The sequence below is a fragment of the Photobacterium carnosum genome (assembly GCF_002849605.1).
Taxonomy (GTDB): Bacteria; Pseudomonadota; Gammaproteobacteria; order Enterobacterales; family Vibrionaceae; genus Photobacterium; species Photobacterium carnosum.
Window position 1 is genome coordinate 21,157 of record NZ_NPIB01000035.1, and the last position, 18,960, is coordinate 40,116.

Consider the following 18,960-nt stretch of genomic DNA (forward strand, 5'->3'; position numbering starts at 1 on the left):
ATTTATACAACCACATTGGTTTGCCACTGATGAAATTGTTTTTGTAATTGGCCTTGTATCGATTGTGAGTTATCAATATTTTCCCGTAGCGACAAATGATTGGCTCGATAATGCCGAGGCGTTACGTGCAATAACGTTTTAAATTTTTCATTAAAGTTGGATAACGATGAAAAACCCACTTCGGCCCCAATATAAGCAATCGTCCAATCTGTTGACACCAAATATCTTGCCGCTTGTTTCACCCGCTGTTCAATTAAATATTGTCGAAATGTCACCCCTAAATGAGTATGGAAAAAACGTGAGAACGTACTTTCAGCCATATGCAATTGTTGAGCAACAATCGTCACAGTTAACGGTTCTGCAAGATTTGTCGTAATGTACTGCAATACAAGATCAACCCTATTTTCGGTTCTTTTAGTGGTAGCAAAAGCAAGTTGGTGAGTTTCTAATATTTGCTGAGGTTTGGTTTTTGTTAATTGATCAAGTAACATCAATATATTAAGCAGTTGCTTAAAATCAAAAGTGTTCTCGATGTTATCCATAATTTCAAATAATGATTCTAGCTCCTCACTTTCAAACAACAAGCCTTGTTTAGCATGATCTAACATGTTTTTTATATTATTAAACTGAATACTATCAATAAACGTTTGCCCCAATGCATTTAAACGAAAATGCAATGCATCCCCCACTGTTATTTTATTATTAACTGCCTCAACACTAATTTTAAAAGGGTTAAAAGGCGCTAATAAAACTAATTGCCCAACAGCTAAGGGAATTTGAGTGGATGATAAATGTAATATGCAGCCATTTTTTTTAGGGCGAATCAATATATAATCAGCGCCAAAAATAAAATTCTTATTATCAATCAGTGGTTGTAAATCAAACATCAAAAATTTAGGCGTATTTGCTACTATCTTTTGATACATAACCAGCTCTCCTTTACTCTGCCTATTATTACAACTTTATGCCACAGAACTAGATGCTTTAATTAAAAATGAGCAGTTATTTACTGACCCAATAAATTCTTTTTTCAAATATGTGATATTCCATCAAGCTTTTTAAGCAATAACTGAAATTAGCATATTAATTGTGCCATAAAAATCGGAATTACTGATTGTTCTTAGCCCAAAGTTGTAATAACCACTATAAATACCATTCTCAGCATATAATCGACATTTATCAGCAGAACTTCGCTATAAAATGAATTTTAAAGGCGCATTATAAAGTCATTGAAGAGCACAACACATGGCCTTCAACAGCGAGAGGCAGCGAGATAACACATTGTTAAATAACAATAATAAATGTCTGTTATAGATCATTTAACGAACAATGTGTCAATAAACACTGTTTCAATACAACTATTCGTTCTCATGGAGAATTTGCAATGAGTATTTCTAACGACTTTTATCCAAATGCTTCTTTACCTCTTGAGCGTAAAGAATCTGGTGTACCTTATGTTAGACCGGGCCTACATGTTGAATCTTATAACGATTTCGATCCTCTTCGCCATGTGATTGTTGGTATTGCAGATAACCAACATATTCCAGAAGCTTGTCCTGCAAGTAATGAAAAAATTCCGGCCAACTCACCAATGCGTGGAAGCAAAGCGGGACGTCGTACTCAAGAATCCATTGATCGTGCAAATGAGTGTTTAAATGGCTTTGCTCAGATCCTTGAAAATCGCGGTATTATCGTTGATCGCCCAGGAGCTGTTGACTGGCATAATAGTATCAATACCCCTGATTTTTCGATTAGCTCTGGCTTTGGCTGTATGCCTCCTCGTGACTGCTTGCTTACCATGGGTAAAAGCATGTTAATGGCACCAATGAGCTTCCGTAGCCGCTATTTTGAATATTTGGCATACACTGATCTTCTTCGTGAGTATTTTGAATCAGATCAGCAGTGCATGATCGAGCAAGCACCACGCCCTCGCTTATCTGACGATAGTTTCCGTATGGATTATGTTGCTGCCTATGAATATTTATCTGATGAAGAAACAATGGCGCGTTCATTAAATAAAGAATACAGCACCAGAGAAACAGATATTCTCTTTGATGCCGCAGATGTAATGCGTTTAGGTAAAGATATCTTTGTCCAACATGGCCTTACAACTAACTTAGCGGGTATTCACTGGATCAAGCGTAAATATGAGCCAATGGGATATCGTATTCACACGTTAAGCTTTGCTGATAACCATCCAATTCATATTGACGCAACATTCTGTCCTTTACGTCCAGGCTTAATGTTACTTAACCCACACCGTCCGTTATTTGCCGGTCAACGTGAAATTTTTGAAAAGAATGATTGGCAGATTGTTGAAGCCGTTAAACCTTCATGGGATAACCCTCCAGCACTTTGTTATTCAAGCACATGGCTATCAATGAATACTTTAATCATTGATCATAAAACAGTCTGTGTTGAAGCCAGTGAAAAAGCACAAATGGAGCAATTTGATAAACTAGGCTTTAATGTAATTCCAGTTGATTTACGTGATGCTTATGCATTTGGTGGTGGTCTACACTGCGCAACAGCTGATGTGTGGCGTGAAGGTAAGTGTGAAGATTATTTCCCTAATCAATTTAGTGGTTCACATAATGTTTCACACTGGGAATATTAAATAATCATTTAATCTCTATAGCCCCTTAATAATTATATTTTATTAAGGGGCTTAATTATTTAAGCAATTTTTATAATGTTCCACCTAATGAAAGATAGAATGAGCTTTTCCCTGTCGATGTTTGACCATAACTCAAATAAACAGGACCTAAAATAGAATCTACAGCAACATACACACTGCCAGCGGTAATTGCACTGTCCCAACTTATCGCAGAGGTACGATCCCACACACCGCCTTTTTCAAGCGATCCACCAATATATATCGGTAATTTAATTGCCCCAAAGTTATTATCAATAACTCGATAACGATAAACTAAGCTCGTTAAAGCACTATAACGGCCATTTAATTCATAACGATGGTAACCAGATAAATTAAACAACCCACCAAGATCTTGCGCATAAATCGGTAATAAATTATCAGCATCTGAGCCTGCCGTTTTCATTGAAAATACGACGGTATGTTTATCATATGTAAACGGTTTTATTATCGATAAATTATAATAGACAGTCTCACCTGCTTCAGATTCACCAAAATCAGGCCGACGTACAGTATTACTGTATCCTATTTCACTATTAAAATAAGAACCATAAGATGGAAAGAAAAAGCTGTCTAAATCATCATAAGTAAGATCTAAATATGGCCCATATAAATTATAATTTTCTTTACGATCAAGAGCTGATACGGTAATACTTCCAGTTTGACCTTTATAACCTAAAGTGAACGCTGCCCATGGTTTAATATTCCAACCCATTTTTACATAAGCATTTGTTTGATTATATTTAGCATCAATATTTTTTAATTCTTCATCTGCATTATAATAAGTAAAATCATCAAATTGACGAATTTCATTACTTGTTTCAGCACCAAATGCAGTAAAAAAATGTTGTTGATAATCTATAGGAAAATAAAATTCAGTGGTGATATTTTTCCAACTACCCAATTTCCATTCCAACAACCACTCACCGCCTTTATCAGTAAGATCGGTATAAACATATTGTGCGCCAAAAGAAAAATCAGAACGACTTTCAAAATCATCTTCAAATGCAAGGGTGAAATTTAAATATCCAGGCCCCCACGATTTTTCATTAATATCCATAACAAGAATGTTTTTATTATTTTTTTGTTTTATTGAATAATTAATTCGACCATAAATATCTTCACTTTGTAATCGTTTTACTGCCTGTTCTAGTTCATTATTAGAAATTATTTTTCCTGTTTTTAATTCTAATTGAGCTAATAACGTTTTATCTGGTAAATTTGTATTATTGATAATTTCAATATCATCAATAAAATAAGAATCATGTGCGGATAACCGTGATCGTCGAATATTTTTCTGTTTATTATATTCAGCATATTCTGATAGTGATAACTGATAACGTAATAAACGAGGCAATGATGCAAGTGCTATTTTTCGACCCGCTTGATAAGCTTGTTCAAGTTTATCAAAATCAGCTGCGGTCATGAAAGAGACATTAGGTTGTAAATAAATATCACTCGATTTCATTAAACTTTTTTGAAAATCTGCACTGGCATTAGTCATAAATGTCGTTAACTGTGAAACAATATTTAATGCACTGTCTAAATCTTTTTTCGGCATTAAACTATCACGCAGATCCACTGCAATAATAACATCCGCACCAAGTTGCTTCGCAACATCAACCGGCATGTTATTAACTACACCACCATCAACAAGTAATTTATTATCTAAATGAACGGGTTTTAATGCCCCAGGGACGGTCATTGAAGCTTGCATTGCCGTAGCTAAATGGCCAGAACTTATAACAACTGGCGTAACTTTGGTAATGTCAGTCGCAACACTACGATAAGGAATAGCCAGCCGATCAAAGGTTTTTAATGCGGGTAAATTAGCAGTAAGTTTACGTAAAATAACAGCTAGACCTTGTCCTTGAAAGGCACCAGGACGAGATTTAAACTCACCATTAATATCTAAACCTAAATCAGTATGTAATTGATAAGTATCATTTTGTTTTTTTCTACGTAACGATAAATCATTACGACTCGCGCGATCTATATAACCCGTATTCCAATTAATATTAAAAGTACGCTGTTTTACTTCTTGTGCCGAAAGCCCCATGGCATACATACCACCAACATAAGCGCCCATACTCGTGCCTGTCACAATATCAACAGGAATACGGTTTTCTTCTAAAACTTCAAGTACACCAATATGTGCTGCACCTTTAGCTCCTCCACCACTAAGAACTAAACCAATTTTGGGGCGATCAATAATCGGACGATCTGCTTTAGCAGCATAGACATTAACAGTGGGTGTACTAATAACAATACAAAATAAAACCCTGCTAAAATTCTTGTTACTAAACAACATCGTTTAACTCCGCTAGCAATAATACCAAATATCACACGATACACGGTAAAGATTATACGTTAACTCTTTGATGTGTATTAAAACAAAAAGAGCGTAGATAAACACGCTCTTTCTCTATTCTGCAGCCGCTATTGCTATTTAAATGCCTTTAGCTACATCATCTAATGTGGTTAATACTTGATCGGTTATATGACCTTCATGAACTAATTTACACACTTTTCGGCGTACAGCTAAACCTGAAATTAAACGTTCAATCGATAAATGGCGTTCATCTTGACGGCTATTGTATAACTCAACCGTTTTGCTAAGCGTTTCATAACTAACACGCTCACCAGCGACATGGAGCCAATCAAGCTTCTCTAAATAGCCCTGACACTCTTCTGTAATTGTTGATATAGGATGACCAGTCATTGCTGATAACGCGGTAATACTGCGTTGTAGTGCTTCTGAAGAGGTATATTTAGATAAAACAATAGTAAGTTCATCTGCATTAATTTCAACTAGATGCTTACGCAATTTAATTCGACGACCTAAACGTCCTCGAGGACGAGGTTCTTTACGCTGGATCGGTTCAAATTCACCATCAATAATTGCCGATAATTGATCCAATGCTTGTTTAGGCATGATCTCATTACGCAATGGATTTGGCATGGTGGGTGCCATATTGCGTTTGCCTTCATTGGTTGTTTTTGCTCGAGAATAACGAATAACTTCTTCTGCATCCGATTTAATATCAATTCGATAGTCGGTATAACGCTTATCAATATCGTCAGCAGAAATTGTTAAATGATAGCCCCATAAATTAACCGCAAACAAGGCTTCAGTCACTTTACCTTCAGCCAATTTTTTTAATTCACGAATAATATCGGAAGAAAAACGACGCCATTCAATATTCCTAGCAAGCTTTTGATTTAACTCACTTAAAAGCATTGAATCAACAACACGCCGAGACATCCTACTTCTAAAAAATGTGTATAACTGAAACACTAAAGTATGTTGACGTAAAATCTCTGGCGGGAATAAGAAAAAATAATCACGGGTTAATAATTCATCAAAAAAAGACGGTTCCCAAACTAAAATATACAAGTTTGGCTTGATACGAATTTCACCATCGTCACCTTCTTGAGGCGCTTCTTCTGATGCTGTGATCGTACGTGCTATGAATCGAAATCGATCACTTTTAAAACCTTCCGGCATATTGTCACTAAGCCAACGACCCGTTAACTCATGCAATTGAAAATCAGTAAATTCGATACGATCAATACTTTCACGAATAGAATCACGTGCAGGGCCACTGTCTTTTTTGCCTCGTAAAGCCAAAATATCCGTGATATAGACAGGGGTTTTATTTGCCATTGAGCGGAGTTGGATCTCATAATCCGCAAGATGGTGATCGTGGTATTGCACCGTTAACGTAAATAACGCAAATAGCGTCATAAGATCATCAACGGTCATGATCGATTTTGAAGATCGTGTTTCAATGATCGCTTTAGTGCCACTGATCGCAACCATGGCTTTTTGATAACTTTTCTTTGTACGTGGTGGTGCTAAAGCTTGATCGATAATACCGGCCCAACTTGTTGGCGATACTACAATTTGATCAGCTTCATCTGGCATTGAAGGCGGAGTACCTAAACCATATTCGGTCAATAAACGACGATTAACATGGTTCTGAGCTAATGCTTTGGAACGCTTTTGTTTTTCACGTTGCCTAAATTGATCTGATAGTAAACTACCTGTACCAAGTTGGGAAATCAGTAATGCTGGATTAATAAAACGATGTAACATGGTTTTACCAGCAAGACCTTCCTCGAATCGTACCGGTTGTTGATTAAATAAACCAACACTAACCGCGGCTCGTAAACGTTGTTGAATAGCCGCTCGTGTTAACTGTCCTTCTGTCGCTTCAATAAGCTCCGTTGTTGAAACCATACCATCTTGGCTTGATAAGCCACGTAATGAAATAATATTCAATAACTCAATAATACTTTTGGTCACGCCTTTAAAATGTTGGTACTGAGGTAGCCAGTCAACTAAATTTGTTGGGATCACAAATAAATGACCATCTTTGTGTGATCTTGGCGCTTCGATCAATATCTTATCAATCGGATTCTTTTTCGTATTTCGAGCGGAATTCATTTGTCATTGGCCGTAGAAGCATCATCTTTCCGTAAAGGTTAATAGAAAAAGATCAAGAAAGAAAGTTTTTTATTTAAAGATTTTAAAACTGATCTTTATGATTAAAACTGATCTAATTGATATTATGATCTAATGATCAGGTGAAATAATTCGCTTTAACACATTGTTTATTATGGTTATTATTTTTGTCTTTATTGGAACGATGATCAAAGAAAACCCAGAAACATGATCATACTAAGAGTGAAAGCATGATCATCATAACGTTGGAACGATGATCATTGTCAGCATGAAAACATGATCATAATAAAGTTGAAAGCATGATCATCATTGATTATCAGCTTTTCCACAAAGTTATCCACAGCAAGAAGAAAATACAGCTTATTTTTATCGTAGAGAGTCACTTTCTATGTTGTTGGTGTCGTTTTTACACTGGAAAGATGATCATGTTAGTGTGTTTTCAACTTTTAAAGGGATATTTAACATTGCTATCATCTTTTCGTTGGATTTTTTTAGTTGAGTTGACACGTAATTGAAATGACAGTTAATGGAAAAAGAGAGTGTTTTTCTATGTCTCTGTTATTGGATCAATGATCATCATGTTTTTTATGTATTTCAATCTTTGAAATTAATAAAATTAAGCCTCAATTATATTAATTATAAGTTAAGGTAATTGCGTCGCAACCCTTGTTGAATCAGCGTTATCCGTAGTTTATATGCTATTTTACATGCTTCCGTCATGCAGAAGATAGAATTTTTATTATCGTGACCCGTCTTGATCATTTTTCCGCAGCTAAGAGAATAGAAATAGACTGTTTACAGCACTATTTCTATCATTATTAACGCTTGATCATCGTTTCATACTGAGCGTTATTGTAATGGAACAATGATCAAGTAGAGGGGCATTGTTTAGCTGTTGTCATATTGGATTTCAGCTTGTTTTTGGCTATTTTCTTCTTTTCCTTTGTGTTTATTGATATTTGCTAATGAAATTGAGTGATTTCATTAGCAAATATCATAAAATGGGTAAAGATAACTCTTTTTTATTGGAATGACATTATCCGTAAACTATCTCTCTTTTTTCATTGTTCCGTTAATAATCATGATAAGTTTGATTTACAATGTAAACTTGTGACGCTGTAACATTTTTATGAAATGGTTTTAATTGGAGTAATTAGCCTGGATAATAAAGGAGATTTAAGTCTATAAATGGTGTTTTTTTCGCTTTTTGCTTGAAAGTATGTTTTTAGTTGAGATTAGCATCACATGTTTTTGTTCAGCTTTTTATTGTTTACGGCATGATTTATTGTACAATAGAGACAGTCTATTATCATGGCATAGAGTACTAATGAATAGGGAACAGACGATACAAAATTTGCTCAATATTGCAGAGCAGACTAAACAAGTACAAGCTGATCGTATTGAAATTGTGTTAGAAGAACGCCGTGATGAGGTTTTTCCGCCAATGTCAAAAGCATTGATGGAGACACGCTCAGGTTTGACTCGTCGAAAATTAGATGATGCAATTTCACGTATGGAAGCAACTGGGCATCAATTTACTAAAAATAAAGCCAACCATTACTCAATAACCCTTGATGAGGCGCATCAATTGATGGCGTCAGCCAAAAAGCCGGCTTTTTATCAACGTGAAGGCGCTGGACGTAAACCTTGGGTTGTGAACGTCCAGAATCAGAAAGGTGGTACTGGAAAATCAATGACAGCGGTACATATCGCTGCTTGTTTAGCTTTAGATTTAGATAAACGTTACCGAATTTGTCTTATTGACCTTGATCCTCAAGGATCGTTACGTTTATTCCTTAATCCATTGATTAGTATAGGTAAACAAGAAACTATTTATTCAGCTGTAGATGTAATGTTAGATAATGTGCCTGAAGGTGTATTAACTGATAAGCACTTTGTGATGGATAATGTAGTAATGCCAACTCAATATCCTAATCTTAAAACAATTGCAGCTTTCCCTGAAGATGCGATGTTTAATGCCGATGCATGGCAAGATTTAGCTGTAAATCAAGACCTTGATATTGTACGTTTGCTTAAAGAAAAAGTGATTGATCCAATTGCTGAAGAGTTCGATATCATCATGATTGACACGGGTCCTCATATTGATCCATTAGTTTGGAATGCGATGTATGCATCTAATGCGTTGATTATTCCTTGTGCTGCTAAACGTTTAGACTGGGCATCAACCGTTAACTTCTTTCAGCATTTACCCACTGTTTATGAGATGTTTCCAGAAGACTGGCACGGATTAGAGTTCATTCGTCTGATGCCAACGATGTTTGAAGACGATAATAAAAAACAAGTTTCTGTATTAACAGAGATGAATTATTTGTTACGTGAGCAAGTAATGATGGCGACAGTACCACGAAGCCGTGCTTTTGAGACGTGTGCAGATACTTATAGTACTGTTTTTGACCTTACTGCGGCTGAGTTTGAGGGTGGTAAAAAGACCCTTTCAACGGCTCAAGAGGCTATTCAGCGTGTTGGTCTTGAACTAGAACGTGTAATGCACAGCCACTGGGCAAACTTGAACGAGGAATAATTGACAGATGGCAATTAAAACGACAGATCTTAATGCACGTTTATTTGGTAAAGCAGATAAACGTCGCGCAACTAACGTTACAGAAGCCCAAACAGCCGCTCGCGATAAAGCGGCTGTGATTGAATTAGCCGTTGCAGGCGAAGAGACTGTTGCGTTTGAATTAGTAAAAGTAAACGCAGATGATATTGGCACTCAAACCATCGTTTTTGCTGAAAATGCGCGTGAACAAGCGTTTTTAAATGAACATGCTCTAGCTGATATTTTAGTTACATTAAAAGATCGTGGTCAACAATATCCAGCAGTAGGCCGTTGGCTTGATGATGGGCGTATTGAAGTATTAGACGGTAGTCGCCGTCGTATGTCTTGTATTCTTGCTCATAAAGATTTTTTGATTTATGTTGCTAAAGGCATTAATACGGAACATGCAAAATTCTTGTCTGATGTTGCGAATGCGCATAAACCATTATCTTTATTTGAACGTGGTAAAGAAATGCAATCGTTGTTAGATACTGGCAAAGTTGCTGATCAAAAAGAGTTGGCTAAGTATTTACAATGTAGTGAAGCTTTAGTGAGTGGTGCATTAAAAGCCGCTTGTTTACCCATGGAATTATTGATGGCTTACCCTAGTGTTGGCGAACTTGGCCGTCCGACTATTGTGAAACTTCATCGTATTTTCTTTGGTTTAAATCAAGAGCAACAGCAACACATGATTGCTGATTTGAGCGGTGATAACGCATCATTATGGAAGACGATTAACGCACAAGGCATTAGTCGTATTACGCGTGAAGTAACGGGTAAATTAGAGCAATTAGGCGAGCAATTACATCCCAAGATAGTTATTGAGAAGCCAACATCGCAAGATTTAATCAAGGGCAAAGTCTCTTATATGCGCGATGGTGATAAGTTACAGCTTAAATTGAAAAAGATGAGTGATCGTCAAATCAATGATGTACTGGCTTATTTAAATGATTATCTAAAGTAACGTTTATTTTCGTTAATAAAAACCACGTTCTTATACGTGGTTTTTTTATGCCTGTTGTGGCTGTGTTATGATCGGTAGGTCATTTATTTATGGATCTATTTATGTCGGCGCAGTTAGATATTTTCTTCGCTCAACTTCAGCAACAGTTATCACACCATTTTTGTCGTCAATTAATTGTCTTAGAAGGCGATTGCGAATGGGCAACGACAACGGCAACGGTTATTGGTAAGCACTTTTCACAACGATTATGGGCTGGGGATAATGCGCCAATGTCATTTGTGTCTTCATCTCTTAAACAGTCAAAGCAATGGCTTGGGCAAGAGTTTGATATGGTGGTTATCAATGCATTACAAGGATTAAGTGCGAACACACTAGGTGCGCTTTCTGGCACCGTTAAAGGTGGCGGTATTCTTGTTATTATTGCGCCACCGGCATGGCGATTCCCTAATATTAGCTCTCCTTTTTATCACCGTTTAGGTCGTTTGTTTTTAGATCCGAATGTGATGCTTATTCAGCAGTCACAGCCTGTCGAGTTATTATCTTTAGCTGCAATACCGGACTACTTTTCTACGGCTCAAATATTTACGGATGTTAACCTTCAACGGGGATGTTTAACTGCTGGTCAAGCAGATGCTGTGGATGCCATTATTAAAGTAGCTACCGGCCATAGTAAGCGTCCATTAGTATTGTCTGCTGATCGTGGTCGAGGTAAATCGGCGGCGCTTGGTATTGCTGCTGCCGAATTATTACAAACGCGAACAATCAGAATCGCGGTTACGGCTCCGTCTTTTGCTTGTGCGGATACAGTGTTTAAACTCGCTAAATTACGCTTAGTAACCGCGGAGCAACCACAACGACATCAATTATATTATGGTGCTAGTCAGTTGGAATTTGTGGCTGCTGACGAGATAGTTAACCGCGCATCAGAATTTGATTTTATTATGGTAGACGAAGCTGCGGCTATTCCTGCTCCGATCTTAATGGCGTTACTCGCTCATCATAATCGATTAATTTTCGCGACCACTATTCATGGCTATGAAGGTACTGGGCGAGGATTTGAAATTAAATTCAAACAAAAATTAACAACTAAAATGCCACAATGGCGCAGTTATCATTTAGAACAACCTATTCGATGGGTAACAGGGGATCCGCTTGAAGCTTGGACTTTTAAAGCGTTGCTATTATCTGCACAAGCTCCAAATTGTGTTGGGATTGATGTTGTTTCTGACGCTGATGCTATTCACTATTCTGTGTTACCCACTTCTGAATTGGCTGCTAATGAACGCTTGTTGAGTCAACTGTTTGGTTTACTGATTAATGCCCATTACCAAACCTCACCGAATGATATTCAACAATTGTTGGATGACCCAGAGTTATCACTGATTGTTGCTTTACAAGCTAAGACAATTATTGGTTGTTGTGTTGTGTCAAAAGAAGGCGGATTTGATGCCGAGCTTGCTCAATTAGTGATGCAAGGTAAACGTCGTCCGCAAGGGCATTTATTGGCTCAATCTTTAGCGGCTCATCTAGGTTATGCGATTGCGGCTCAGCAGCGTTGCTATCGTATATTACGTATTGCTGTCGCTGATAGTTTTCAGCAGCACGGTATTGGTACAAAATTGGTGGATGCTGTTTTACAACAAGCACAGAATGAAAATATTGACTATATAGGGACAAGTTTTGGCGCGGCCAATGAGCTTGTTGATTTTTGGTCTCATTGTTCATTACGGCCGTTACGGCTAGGGATCACTAAAGATGCTGCCAGTGGTCTCCATTCATTATTGTTTGTTAAACCATTATCGAGCGCTGCGTTATTATGGTTTGATGATGCGGTAACCTTGTTCAGTGCCTCTTTTATTTGCCAACGAGTTGAGCAATTTAGTCAGCTTGATAGCCAATTATTTTTTAAATTATATTCTCAAAATGTTCAACAGCCATTGAATTATGGCTTATCACTGACACAGATTGACCATCAGCTACAAATCTTTATTCAGGGCGGACTTGGTTATGATGTTGTAGTCGCAAGTCTTGAGAGTTGGCTCTCTCAGTATTTATTGCAAGATGATTGTACTTGGAATGATGATGTTGGTTTTGTGGTAGCTAAGATTTTGCAAAAACAATCGTGGTCAGTGGTGGGGGAGCGGTATCATTTAGCCAGTCGTAAAATTACTCAGCAGCATTTACGTAATATTGTTGCTCGTTATTATTCTTTATCTTCTCAAGTTTATTAGAGGTTTTTCATTATGCAGATTCAAGTTGATACTCATACACACACATTATCAAGTGGCCATGCTTACAGTACAATTATTGAAAATGCCCAAGCGGCTGCGGCAAAGGGATTAAAAATGTTTTGTAATACTGACCATGCTTCTTTAATGCCGGGTGCTCCGCATTTTTGGTACTTCGCGAATCAACGTGTATTACCTCGATTTCTTGAAGGCGTTGCTATTTTACGTGGTGTTGAAGCAAATATCATTAATACTGCAGGTGAAGTTGATCTGGATAATACGGTTTTAGCGAAATTAGATTGGGTGATAGCGAGTTTGCATGAGCCCGTTTTTAAACCAATGACGAGAAGTGATCATACTGAAGCATTGATTAATGCTATACAGTCAGGAGTGGTTGATGCGATTGGTCATCCTGGTAACCCTAATTATGATTTCGATTTTGAAACTGTTATTCGTACTGCAGCTAAGAATAATGTTTTAGTTGAAATTAATAACTCATCATTGGGACGTTCTCGTGTTGGTAGTGCGCCTCGATGTGAAGACATTGCGGCTCTAGCAAAAGAACTTGGGGCTCGAATTACGACAGGATCTGACGCCCATTTTGCGGCGGATGTTGGTAACTTTTCTAGCATTAAAACATTGTTAGCGCATGTTGATTTCCCGCAGGAATTAATTGTGACTCAACATCCTGAAACATTATTAGCTTTCTTAACGGAACGTGGAAAATCTGTTGCTGAACAATATGAAAATCATCAATGGTGATTAGATAATGTTTTGGTTTACAGTGTAAACTGAGACTTGATTATATTTACAGTGTAAATCGATATATTAATTTACACTGTAAATATTATAATTTTAATGTTCTTGATCTCAGCCAACAACCACAGCCAACAACCACAGCCAACAACCACAGCCAACAACCACAGCCAACAACCACAGCCAACAACCACAGCCAACAACCACAGCCAACAACCACAGCCAACAACCACAGCCAACAACCACAGCCAATAACCACAGCCAATAACCACAGCCAATAACCACAGCCAATAACCACAGCCAATAACCACAGCCAATAACCACAGCCAATAACCACAGCCAATAACCACAGCCAATAACCACAGCCAATAACCACAGCTAACAACCATAGCTAACAACCATAGCTAACAACCATAGCTAACAACCATAGCTAACAACCATAGCTAACAACCATAGCTAACAACCACTGATTCAGTTCGCTATATCAGGGATAGAAAATAAAGTGTATGTAGTAAAATATGTTGAGTAGTACTATATGCATGCGGATGCTTATTTGTGCGTAGGGAGGATAATTATTTACACTGTAAATACGTAATACAGATAGGAAGTACTAAAGGGAGCGTTTGACATTTACACTGTAAAGCAATAAAAGGGAAAGTCTATTTACACTGTAAATAGACTTTATCTGTGGTTTTAAATTTACACTGTAAATAAGTTATGCGGGTTGTGATTGCTTCTCTGTGATGAATCCTTGATAGCCGCCAACGAATAATTCAGATAGCCGTTCTAATTGCGTTTCGGTTTCTACTCGAGTTGCGATCACTTTAATATTAAGGCTGTGTGCAGTTCTACAAATTGAAGATAATACCGCTGATTTTGTTTGATCATTCAATTGGTGAGTGTATACGTAATCAATCTTTACGTAATTAGGTTGCAACTCTTTTAGATAGGTTAAAGATTGAAAATTACGGCCATAGTTATCGATACCAAAACCAAAATTGTATTTGCGAATAATAGAACATAAAATACCTGTCGCATCTGGATGTTTGATACAACTGATTTCTTGAATTTCAAAAAATAGTCGAGAGCTGAGTAATGTATTCTTTTGTAATAAATTATCTAACCAACGAATAAAGCTTGGATCATTAATACAACTATTGGTGATATTTATTGCGAAAGGGCCTATTGTTCTATCGGCATTTAATTTATTGATGATTGCAACAATAACATGTCGGTCGAACCAACTTCCTATTTTTAAGTCTTCTATCGCCCCTAAAAACATACCTGCTGAATAGTAGTTGTTATTTTTCTTAATGGCGGTAAAAACCTCATAATGATAATTTATACCATTTGATAAAGTGGCGGGTTGATATTTGTAAATAAATAAGTCTTCACTAATGGCTTCTTCAAGTAATGCTTTCCATTGTTGTTTTCCCAGCGTTATTTGATTATTTATATCTTTAATGATTGCCACTGATTCATTAGGCATTATTTTTGCTTGCGTTAATGCATTATCCAGTTGGGTTAATATCTGACTTGGTGTACTTTTATTTTCATTAAAGACTAAGCCAATTGCGACATTGTCATTAATAGTATTGGTACTTAAATCATTAAAAACATTTATTAATGATTTACTACAAATTTTCAGTTTTTCAATCGATATATTAGGAATGAGAATAGCAAATTCATCTTTAGATAGGCGAGCAAGGGTTACATCATTAAAGGTTAATACTTCATTTAATCGTGTTGCTATAGTTTTTACTAACTCATCGCCTTTTTTGAATCCTTCATTTTGATAGCATTCATTGATTAAATCAGTTTGAATTAGTCCTAATCCTCCTTTATAGGATTCATTGAGCCATGAACTGAGTTGGTGAATAAAAAAACTACGATTACCTAAGCCTGATATATTATCGAGATAAGCTTGTTGCCTTAATTTCATTGCTTCATCTGCTTGATTTTTAAAATTAGCATCTAATTGGTAACAGATTTTATTAAATGCACGCACAATAATGGCTAAATCTGATTCGTTGGGTATGGATAGTGGTGCTTGATTTAAATTCTCTATTGTTTTAGCTCTTAGTGTTAATCGGGCTAATGTTGCGTGGTTTTTAGAACAAATAAAATAAACAAGTAAACTAGAGATAATTGCAATGATGATATTTGCCAATACAGTATGTGTACTTATTTGCCATAGTTGTTGATAATTAAGTATTGGTTGTGCGGTTATTGTTAATAAACCTAATGATTGATCGTTATGCTCGATTATTCGTTGTTCAGTATGAGATGGAATTTTAAATAAGTGTTGAAACCAATTTGGTGAGTGAGTAGTGGGTATAATATTATCTTGACGAACAAGCTGATAAGCGTCAGTTGATGTAAGGCTGATCTGACTATAATTAGTCTTTGGAAATAATTGATTAATGATGATGGATAATTTTTTTTCTTGGTTTTCTGACACGATAGGCGCATTTAGTTTTGTAAATGCTTGGGGTAGTATAACTAAAGCTCGATTAATATCTGCTTGTGACGTTATGATATGTTGATATTTTAATGTTGAATAGCTTGAATAAAGTTGTTGAGCAGTGATTGCACTAACAACAGAGCAAACTAATACGGTTAGACTAATAACTTGTCGTTTGAAAAGTGTCATAATTTGAGCACCAAAAAAGTTAAGTGCAGCACTCAATGAGTAAATGGTTGATAGAGAGATGCTGAAGATGAAGATGAAGATATCTGATTGATATAATTTATCAAAACTCAGCGATATAGAGTTGATTGTTTCTTAACAAAAGTTGTTTTTCGCTAAATGCGTCTATTTCTTTTTGCAACAAACGACAGTTTACAATTTAGAAGAGCTTTTATTCAGTTATTCATGATGATGTAGGTATTAATTATTAAGTGTTTTTAACGAGGAGAGAGAAAATGGATTTGACTGATATTCGTCGAGAATATACTAAAGGCGGTTTACGTCGTGATGATTTGCCAAGTGAACCACTTGTTTTATTTAATCAGTGGCTTCAACAAGCCGTTGATGCTAATTTGCCTGATCCTACCGCTATGACTATTGCGACCGTTAATGCTGACGGTCAACCCTTTCAACGGATTGTGTTATTAAAAGATATCAATAATGAAGGTTTTATTTTTTATACTAATTTGAGTAGTCGTAAGGCTGAACAATTACGTATAAATAATAAAATAAGCTTACATTTCCCATGGCATATGCTTGAGCGCCAAGTACATGTTACTGGTTATGTTGAGCAATTATCAACTCTTGAAGTAATGAAGTATTTTTCAAGTAGGCCTAAAGAAAGTCAAATAGCCGCTTGGGCAAGTAAACAAAGTTCTCGGCTTTCTGCTCGTCAGGCTTTAGAAGGAAAATTTTTCGAATTAAAACGGAAATTTGCAGCAGGTGAAGTACCTCTTCCTAGTTTCTGGGGAGGGTATAGAGTTAAGTTTGAGTCGATTGAGTTTTGGCAAGGTGGTGAACATCGATTACATGATCGTTTTATTTATTTACGTGGTAACAATAATAACTGGCATGTCGAACGTTTAGCACCATAAGTTAATGAATTAGCAGAGTAATTTGTACTCCGCTAATGTTATTAATATTCTCGTAATATAATCGATTGCTGTGTTTTCAACATACTTTCTGGTATATGAGAACCAAAGCCAGCATCAAGTGCTAATTCAATCAATTCACCTTTTGAATTAGCATTGAATTTGTCTCGTAATCGAACAACATAGTTTTCAACAGTTTTGACTGCTAATTGTAATGTTTTGGAGATATATTGCGGTTTTTTACCGTACAGTAGTAAAAATAATACTTCTGATTCGCGTGTATTAAGAAAAATGTTTAATTGTTGATTATTAAAATGATTACTTTTTTCTTGTTGGTACTTGATCTCGCTAGAACGGCAAAGCCAATGTCCAATTTCAAGTAAAGAAGTGTCTTTTAGTTCTATACCTGAAAAAATAGTCCCAATAATTTTACTATTGTTATCTCGCCATGCTGTTTTTGTAAATAAATGTACTCGCCAAGATCCATCTGCGTACGGATGAATGTCAAGTATACGTAACCGTTTTTCGGTTGTCATTACTTGCAAATCTTGTTGTTGAAATATATATGCATATTTATCGCTTAAATGAGGAATATCAAAATCAGTGAAACCAATGCAATCTAGTGGATTATTAAAACCTATGATTTTAGAGTATTCCTCATAAACATAAACAAAAACTGAATTTATATCTTTACAACCCCAACAACCAGGTAATTGGTTCAATATATCTAATGAGGGGTGAGTACTATGAGTGTCCATTTATTATGAGCTTTATGTCTATTATTAATTATAACTTTCGTTAATTGTAATGAGTTTATTACATTGGGTAAATATATATACCATATAATGCTCATTTTATAAGCGAAAATGTATTGAATAAAAAAAAGCCGATCATAGCGATCGGCAAAAACAGGACCTAGACTCCTGAGAGTATAATCCTGTACGACGTGTAGAAAAGATAATCAATAAGCGTTGTTATTTGATAGTACATATTACAACCCTTATTGATTTTATCCTTACGGATAAGTATTAATATTTACCAGTGTGGTTAAAATATTAATATGGTAACTATATATAAGCCTTAGGCAACAAAATAGGGGGGAAATCACCCGTTGACATTACGATTTAGTATTGCTAGCCATGCTCGTCTGTATGTCTTTTTAGACATTATTGTGCCAGATAAGCTTTTTACCAAAACTTAAGCTATTGTCTGTCATTTTTATCATCGTGAGTTTTATTTTCCAAATTGGTGCGGAAATAAACTTTGCGGATGGAAAAATAGTGTAATAAAGATTTTTTGCTTTTTCTGAATCTTTATTTATTAGCTTTTCAATATGACCTTGAAATTGAATACCTTTTATATCAATTATATTCTTTGGTTGAGGAGCTATGGTACCAACAATATTATTATTGAGTATCATTAATTGACTATGTTTACTATTTTCACTTGTCATTATAAATAGTGACATTTCATTTGAATTAAAAACATAATAACAATTAGCACACCATAGATCAGAAGAATTATTTACACATAGTGTTAACAGGTGATTACATTTTATAAAGTTACATATATGTTTGATATTATCCATTATATACCTCGAGCTATTTATTAAATTATACACAAAAGGTGATTGTTTTTATTTTCCTGATTACCACCGAGACTCAGCCAGAGTTAATAATTTCTCTGGCATCGGTGGTGATTTTGCACCACATTTAATCAGCGTATTGAATATATCTTCAACTCGAAACCGATAATTAAATCTAAAACAGA

At 35.9% G+C, this 18,960-nt stretch carries 13 protein-coding genes and 1 pseudogene; 6 read left to right on the top strand and 8 right to left on the bottom strand.

Going from position 1 to position 18,960, the window contains the following annotated elements; translation table 11 throughout:
• Window positions 1-2 precede the first annotated feature (2 nt).
• A complete protein-coding gene (locus tag CIK00_RS19555; RefSeq protein ID WP_101770239.1) occupies window positions 3-926 on the bottom strand; it encodes a helix-turn-helix domain-containing protein in 924 nt (307 codons plus the stop codon).
• 458 nt (window positions 927-1,384) lie between these two features.
• Between CIK00_RS19555 and CIK00_RS19560 the strand changes: the two genes are divergently transcribed.
• Window positions 1,385-2,617, top strand: a complete 1,233-nt coding sequence (locus tag CIK00_RS19560; protein ID WP_101770240.1) for a serine/threonine protein kinase — start codon at window positions 1,385-1,387, stop codon at window positions 2,615-2,617.
• A 70-nt stretch (window positions 2,618-2,687) separates the two neighbouring features.
• Here CIK00_RS19560 and CIK00_RS19565 read toward each other — a convergent pair whose 3' ends face one another.
• A complete protein-coding gene (locus tag CIK00_RS19565) occupies window positions 2,688-4,964 on the bottom strand; it encodes a patatin-like phospholipase family protein (RefSeq protein ID WP_101770241.1) in 2,277 nt (758 codons plus the stop codon).
• 138 nt (window positions 4,965-5,102) lie between these two features.
• Complete coding sequence (locus tag CIK00_RS19570; protein ID WP_101770242.1) at window positions 5,103-7,103, bottom strand: replication initiator protein RctB domain-containing protein; 2,001 nt, start codon at window positions 7,101-7,103, stop codon at window positions 5,103-5,105.
• 1,345 nt (window positions 7,104-8,448) lie between these two features.
• Here CIK00_RS19570 and CIK00_RS19575 point away from each other — a divergent pair.
• The 4 genes from CIK00_RS19575 (at window position 8,449) to CIK00_RS19590 (ending at window position 13,635) form a co-directional block, all read left to right on the top strand.
• Window positions 8,449-9,663, top strand: coding sequence for an AAA family ATPase (locus tag CIK00_RS19575; protein WP_101770243.1), 1,215 nt, complete (start codon window positions 8,449-8,451; stop codon window positions 9,661-9,663).
• Window positions 9,664-9,670: 7 nt separating this feature from the next.
• Window positions 9,671-10,645 (top strand): ParB/RepB/Spo0J family partition protein, encoded by a 975-nt coding sequence (locus CIK00_RS19580; RefSeq protein ID WP_101770244.1) that lies wholly within the window; start codon window positions 9,671-9,673, stop codon window positions 10,643-10,645.
• Between the two features lie 101 nt (window positions 10,646-10,746).
• Window positions 10,747-12,876: a tRNA(Met) cytidine acetyltransferase TmcA gene (locus tag CIK00_RS19585; RefSeq protein ID WP_101770245.1), complete on the top strand. Its 2,130-nt coding sequence runs from the start codon at window positions 10,747-10,749 to the stop codon at window positions 12,874-12,876.
• Between the two features lie 12 nt (window positions 12,877-12,888).
• The gene (locus CIK00_RS19590; protein WP_101770246.1) at window positions 12,889-13,635 is read left to right on the top strand and encodes a phosphatase; all 747 of its coding nucleotides are present in this window, start codon (window positions 12,889-12,891) and stop codon (window positions 13,633-13,635) included.
• A 71-nt stretch (window positions 13,636-13,706) separates the two neighbouring features.
• Here the strand turns inward: CIK00_RS19590 and CIK00_RS19595 are convergent, their stop codons facing one another.
• Both CIK00_RS19595 and CIK00_RS19600 read right to left on the bottom strand, forming a co-directional pair.
• The gene (locus tag CIK00_RS19595) at window positions 13,707-14,018 is read right to left on the bottom strand and encodes a hypothetical protein (RefSeq protein WP_193435493.1); all 312 of its coding nucleotides are present in this window, start codon (window positions 14,016-14,018) and stop codon (window positions 13,707-13,709) included.
• A 326-nt stretch (window positions 14,019-14,344) separates the two neighbouring features.
• Entirely contained in the window at window positions 14,345-16,282 is a 1,938-nt protein-coding gene (locus CIK00_RS19600; RefSeq protein WP_101770247.1) for a bifunctional diguanylate cyclase/phosphodiesterase, read from the bottom strand.
• 272 nt (window positions 16,283-16,554) lie between these two features.
• On the opposite strand from CIK00_RS19600, the gene pdxH reads away from it, so the two are divergent.
• A complete protein-coding gene (gene pdxH / locus CIK00_RS19605; protein WP_101770248.1) occupies window positions 16,555-17,193 on the top strand; it encodes a pyridoxamine 5'-phosphate oxidase in 639 nt (212 codons plus the stop codon).
• Between the two features lie 41 nt (window positions 17,194-17,234).
• Here pdxH and CIK00_RS19610 read toward each other — a convergent pair whose 3' ends face one another.
• From CIK00_RS19610 to CIK00_RS19620, 3 genes and pseudogenes are all read right to left on the bottom strand, one after another.
• A complete protein-coding gene (locus tag CIK00_RS19610) occupies window positions 17,235-17,948 on the bottom strand; it encodes a helix-turn-helix transcriptional regulator (protein WP_101770249.1) in 714 nt (237 codons plus the stop codon).
• Between the two features lie 401 nt (window positions 17,949-18,349).
• Window positions 18,350-18,778: a YhbP family protein gene (locus tag CIK00_RS19615; RefSeq protein ID WP_101770250.1), complete on the bottom strand. Its 429-nt coding sequence runs from the start codon at window positions 18,776-18,778 to the stop codon at window positions 18,350-18,352.
• A gap of 60 nt (window positions 18,779-18,838) precedes the next feature.
• Window positions 18,839-18,960 (bottom strand): annotated as a pseudogene (locus CIK00_RS19620) (IS1595 family transposase); the annotation flags it as partial.

What these genes read in the sequence shown, in the direction of transcription:
- CIK00_RS19555 (WP_101770239.1), bottom strand. Translation starts at nt 926, where the DNA reads ATGTATCAAAAGATAGTAGCAAATACGCCTAAATTTTTGATGTTTGAT.
- CIK00_RS19560 (WP_101770240.1), top strand. Translation starts at nt 1,385, where the DNA reads ATGAGTATTTCTAACGACTTTTATCCAAATGCTTCTTTACCTCTTGAG.
- CIK00_RS19565 (WP_101770241.1), bottom strand. Translation starts at nt 4,964, where the DNA reads ATGTTGTTTAGTAACAAGAATTTTAGCAGGGTTTTATTTTGTATTGTT.
- CIK00_RS19570 (WP_101770242.1), bottom strand. Translation starts at nt 7,103, where the DNA reads ATGAATTCCGCTCGAAATACGAAAAAGAATCCGATTGATAAGATATTG.
- CIK00_RS19575 (WP_101770243.1), top strand. Translation starts at nt 8,449, where the DNA reads ATGAATAGGGAACAGACGATACAAAATTTGCTCAATATTGCAGAGCAG.
- CIK00_RS19580 (WP_101770244.1), top strand. Translation starts at nt 9,671, where the DNA reads ATGGCAATTAAAACGACAGATCTTAATGCACGTTTATTTGGTAAAGCA.
- CIK00_RS19585 (WP_101770245.1), top strand. Translation starts at nt 10,747, where the DNA reads ATGTCGGCGCAGTTAGATATTTTCTTCGCTCAACTTCAGCAACAGTTA.
- CIK00_RS19590 (WP_101770246.1), top strand. Translation starts at nt 12,889, where the DNA reads ATGCAGATTCAAGTTGATACTCATACACACACATTATCAAGTGGCCAT.
- CIK00_RS19595 (WP_193435493.1), bottom strand. Translation starts at nt 14,018, where the DNA reads ATGGTTGTTAGCTGTGGTTATTGGCTGTGGTTATTGGCTGTGGTTATT.
- CIK00_RS19600 (WP_101770247.1), bottom strand. Translation starts at nt 16,282, where the DNA reads ATGACACTTTTCAAACGACAAGTTATTAGTCTAACCGTATTAGTTTGC.
- pdxH (WP_101770248.1), top strand. Translation starts at nt 16,555, where the DNA reads ATGGATTTGACTGATATTCGTCGAGAATATACTAAAGGCGGTTTACGT.
- CIK00_RS19610 (WP_101770249.1), bottom strand. Translation starts at nt 17,948, where the DNA reads ATGGACACTCATAGTACTCACCCCTCATTAGATATATTGAACCAATTA.
- CIK00_RS19615 (WP_101770250.1), bottom strand. Translation starts at nt 18,778, where the DNA reads ATGGATAATATCAAACATATATGTAACTTTATAAAATGTAATCACCTG.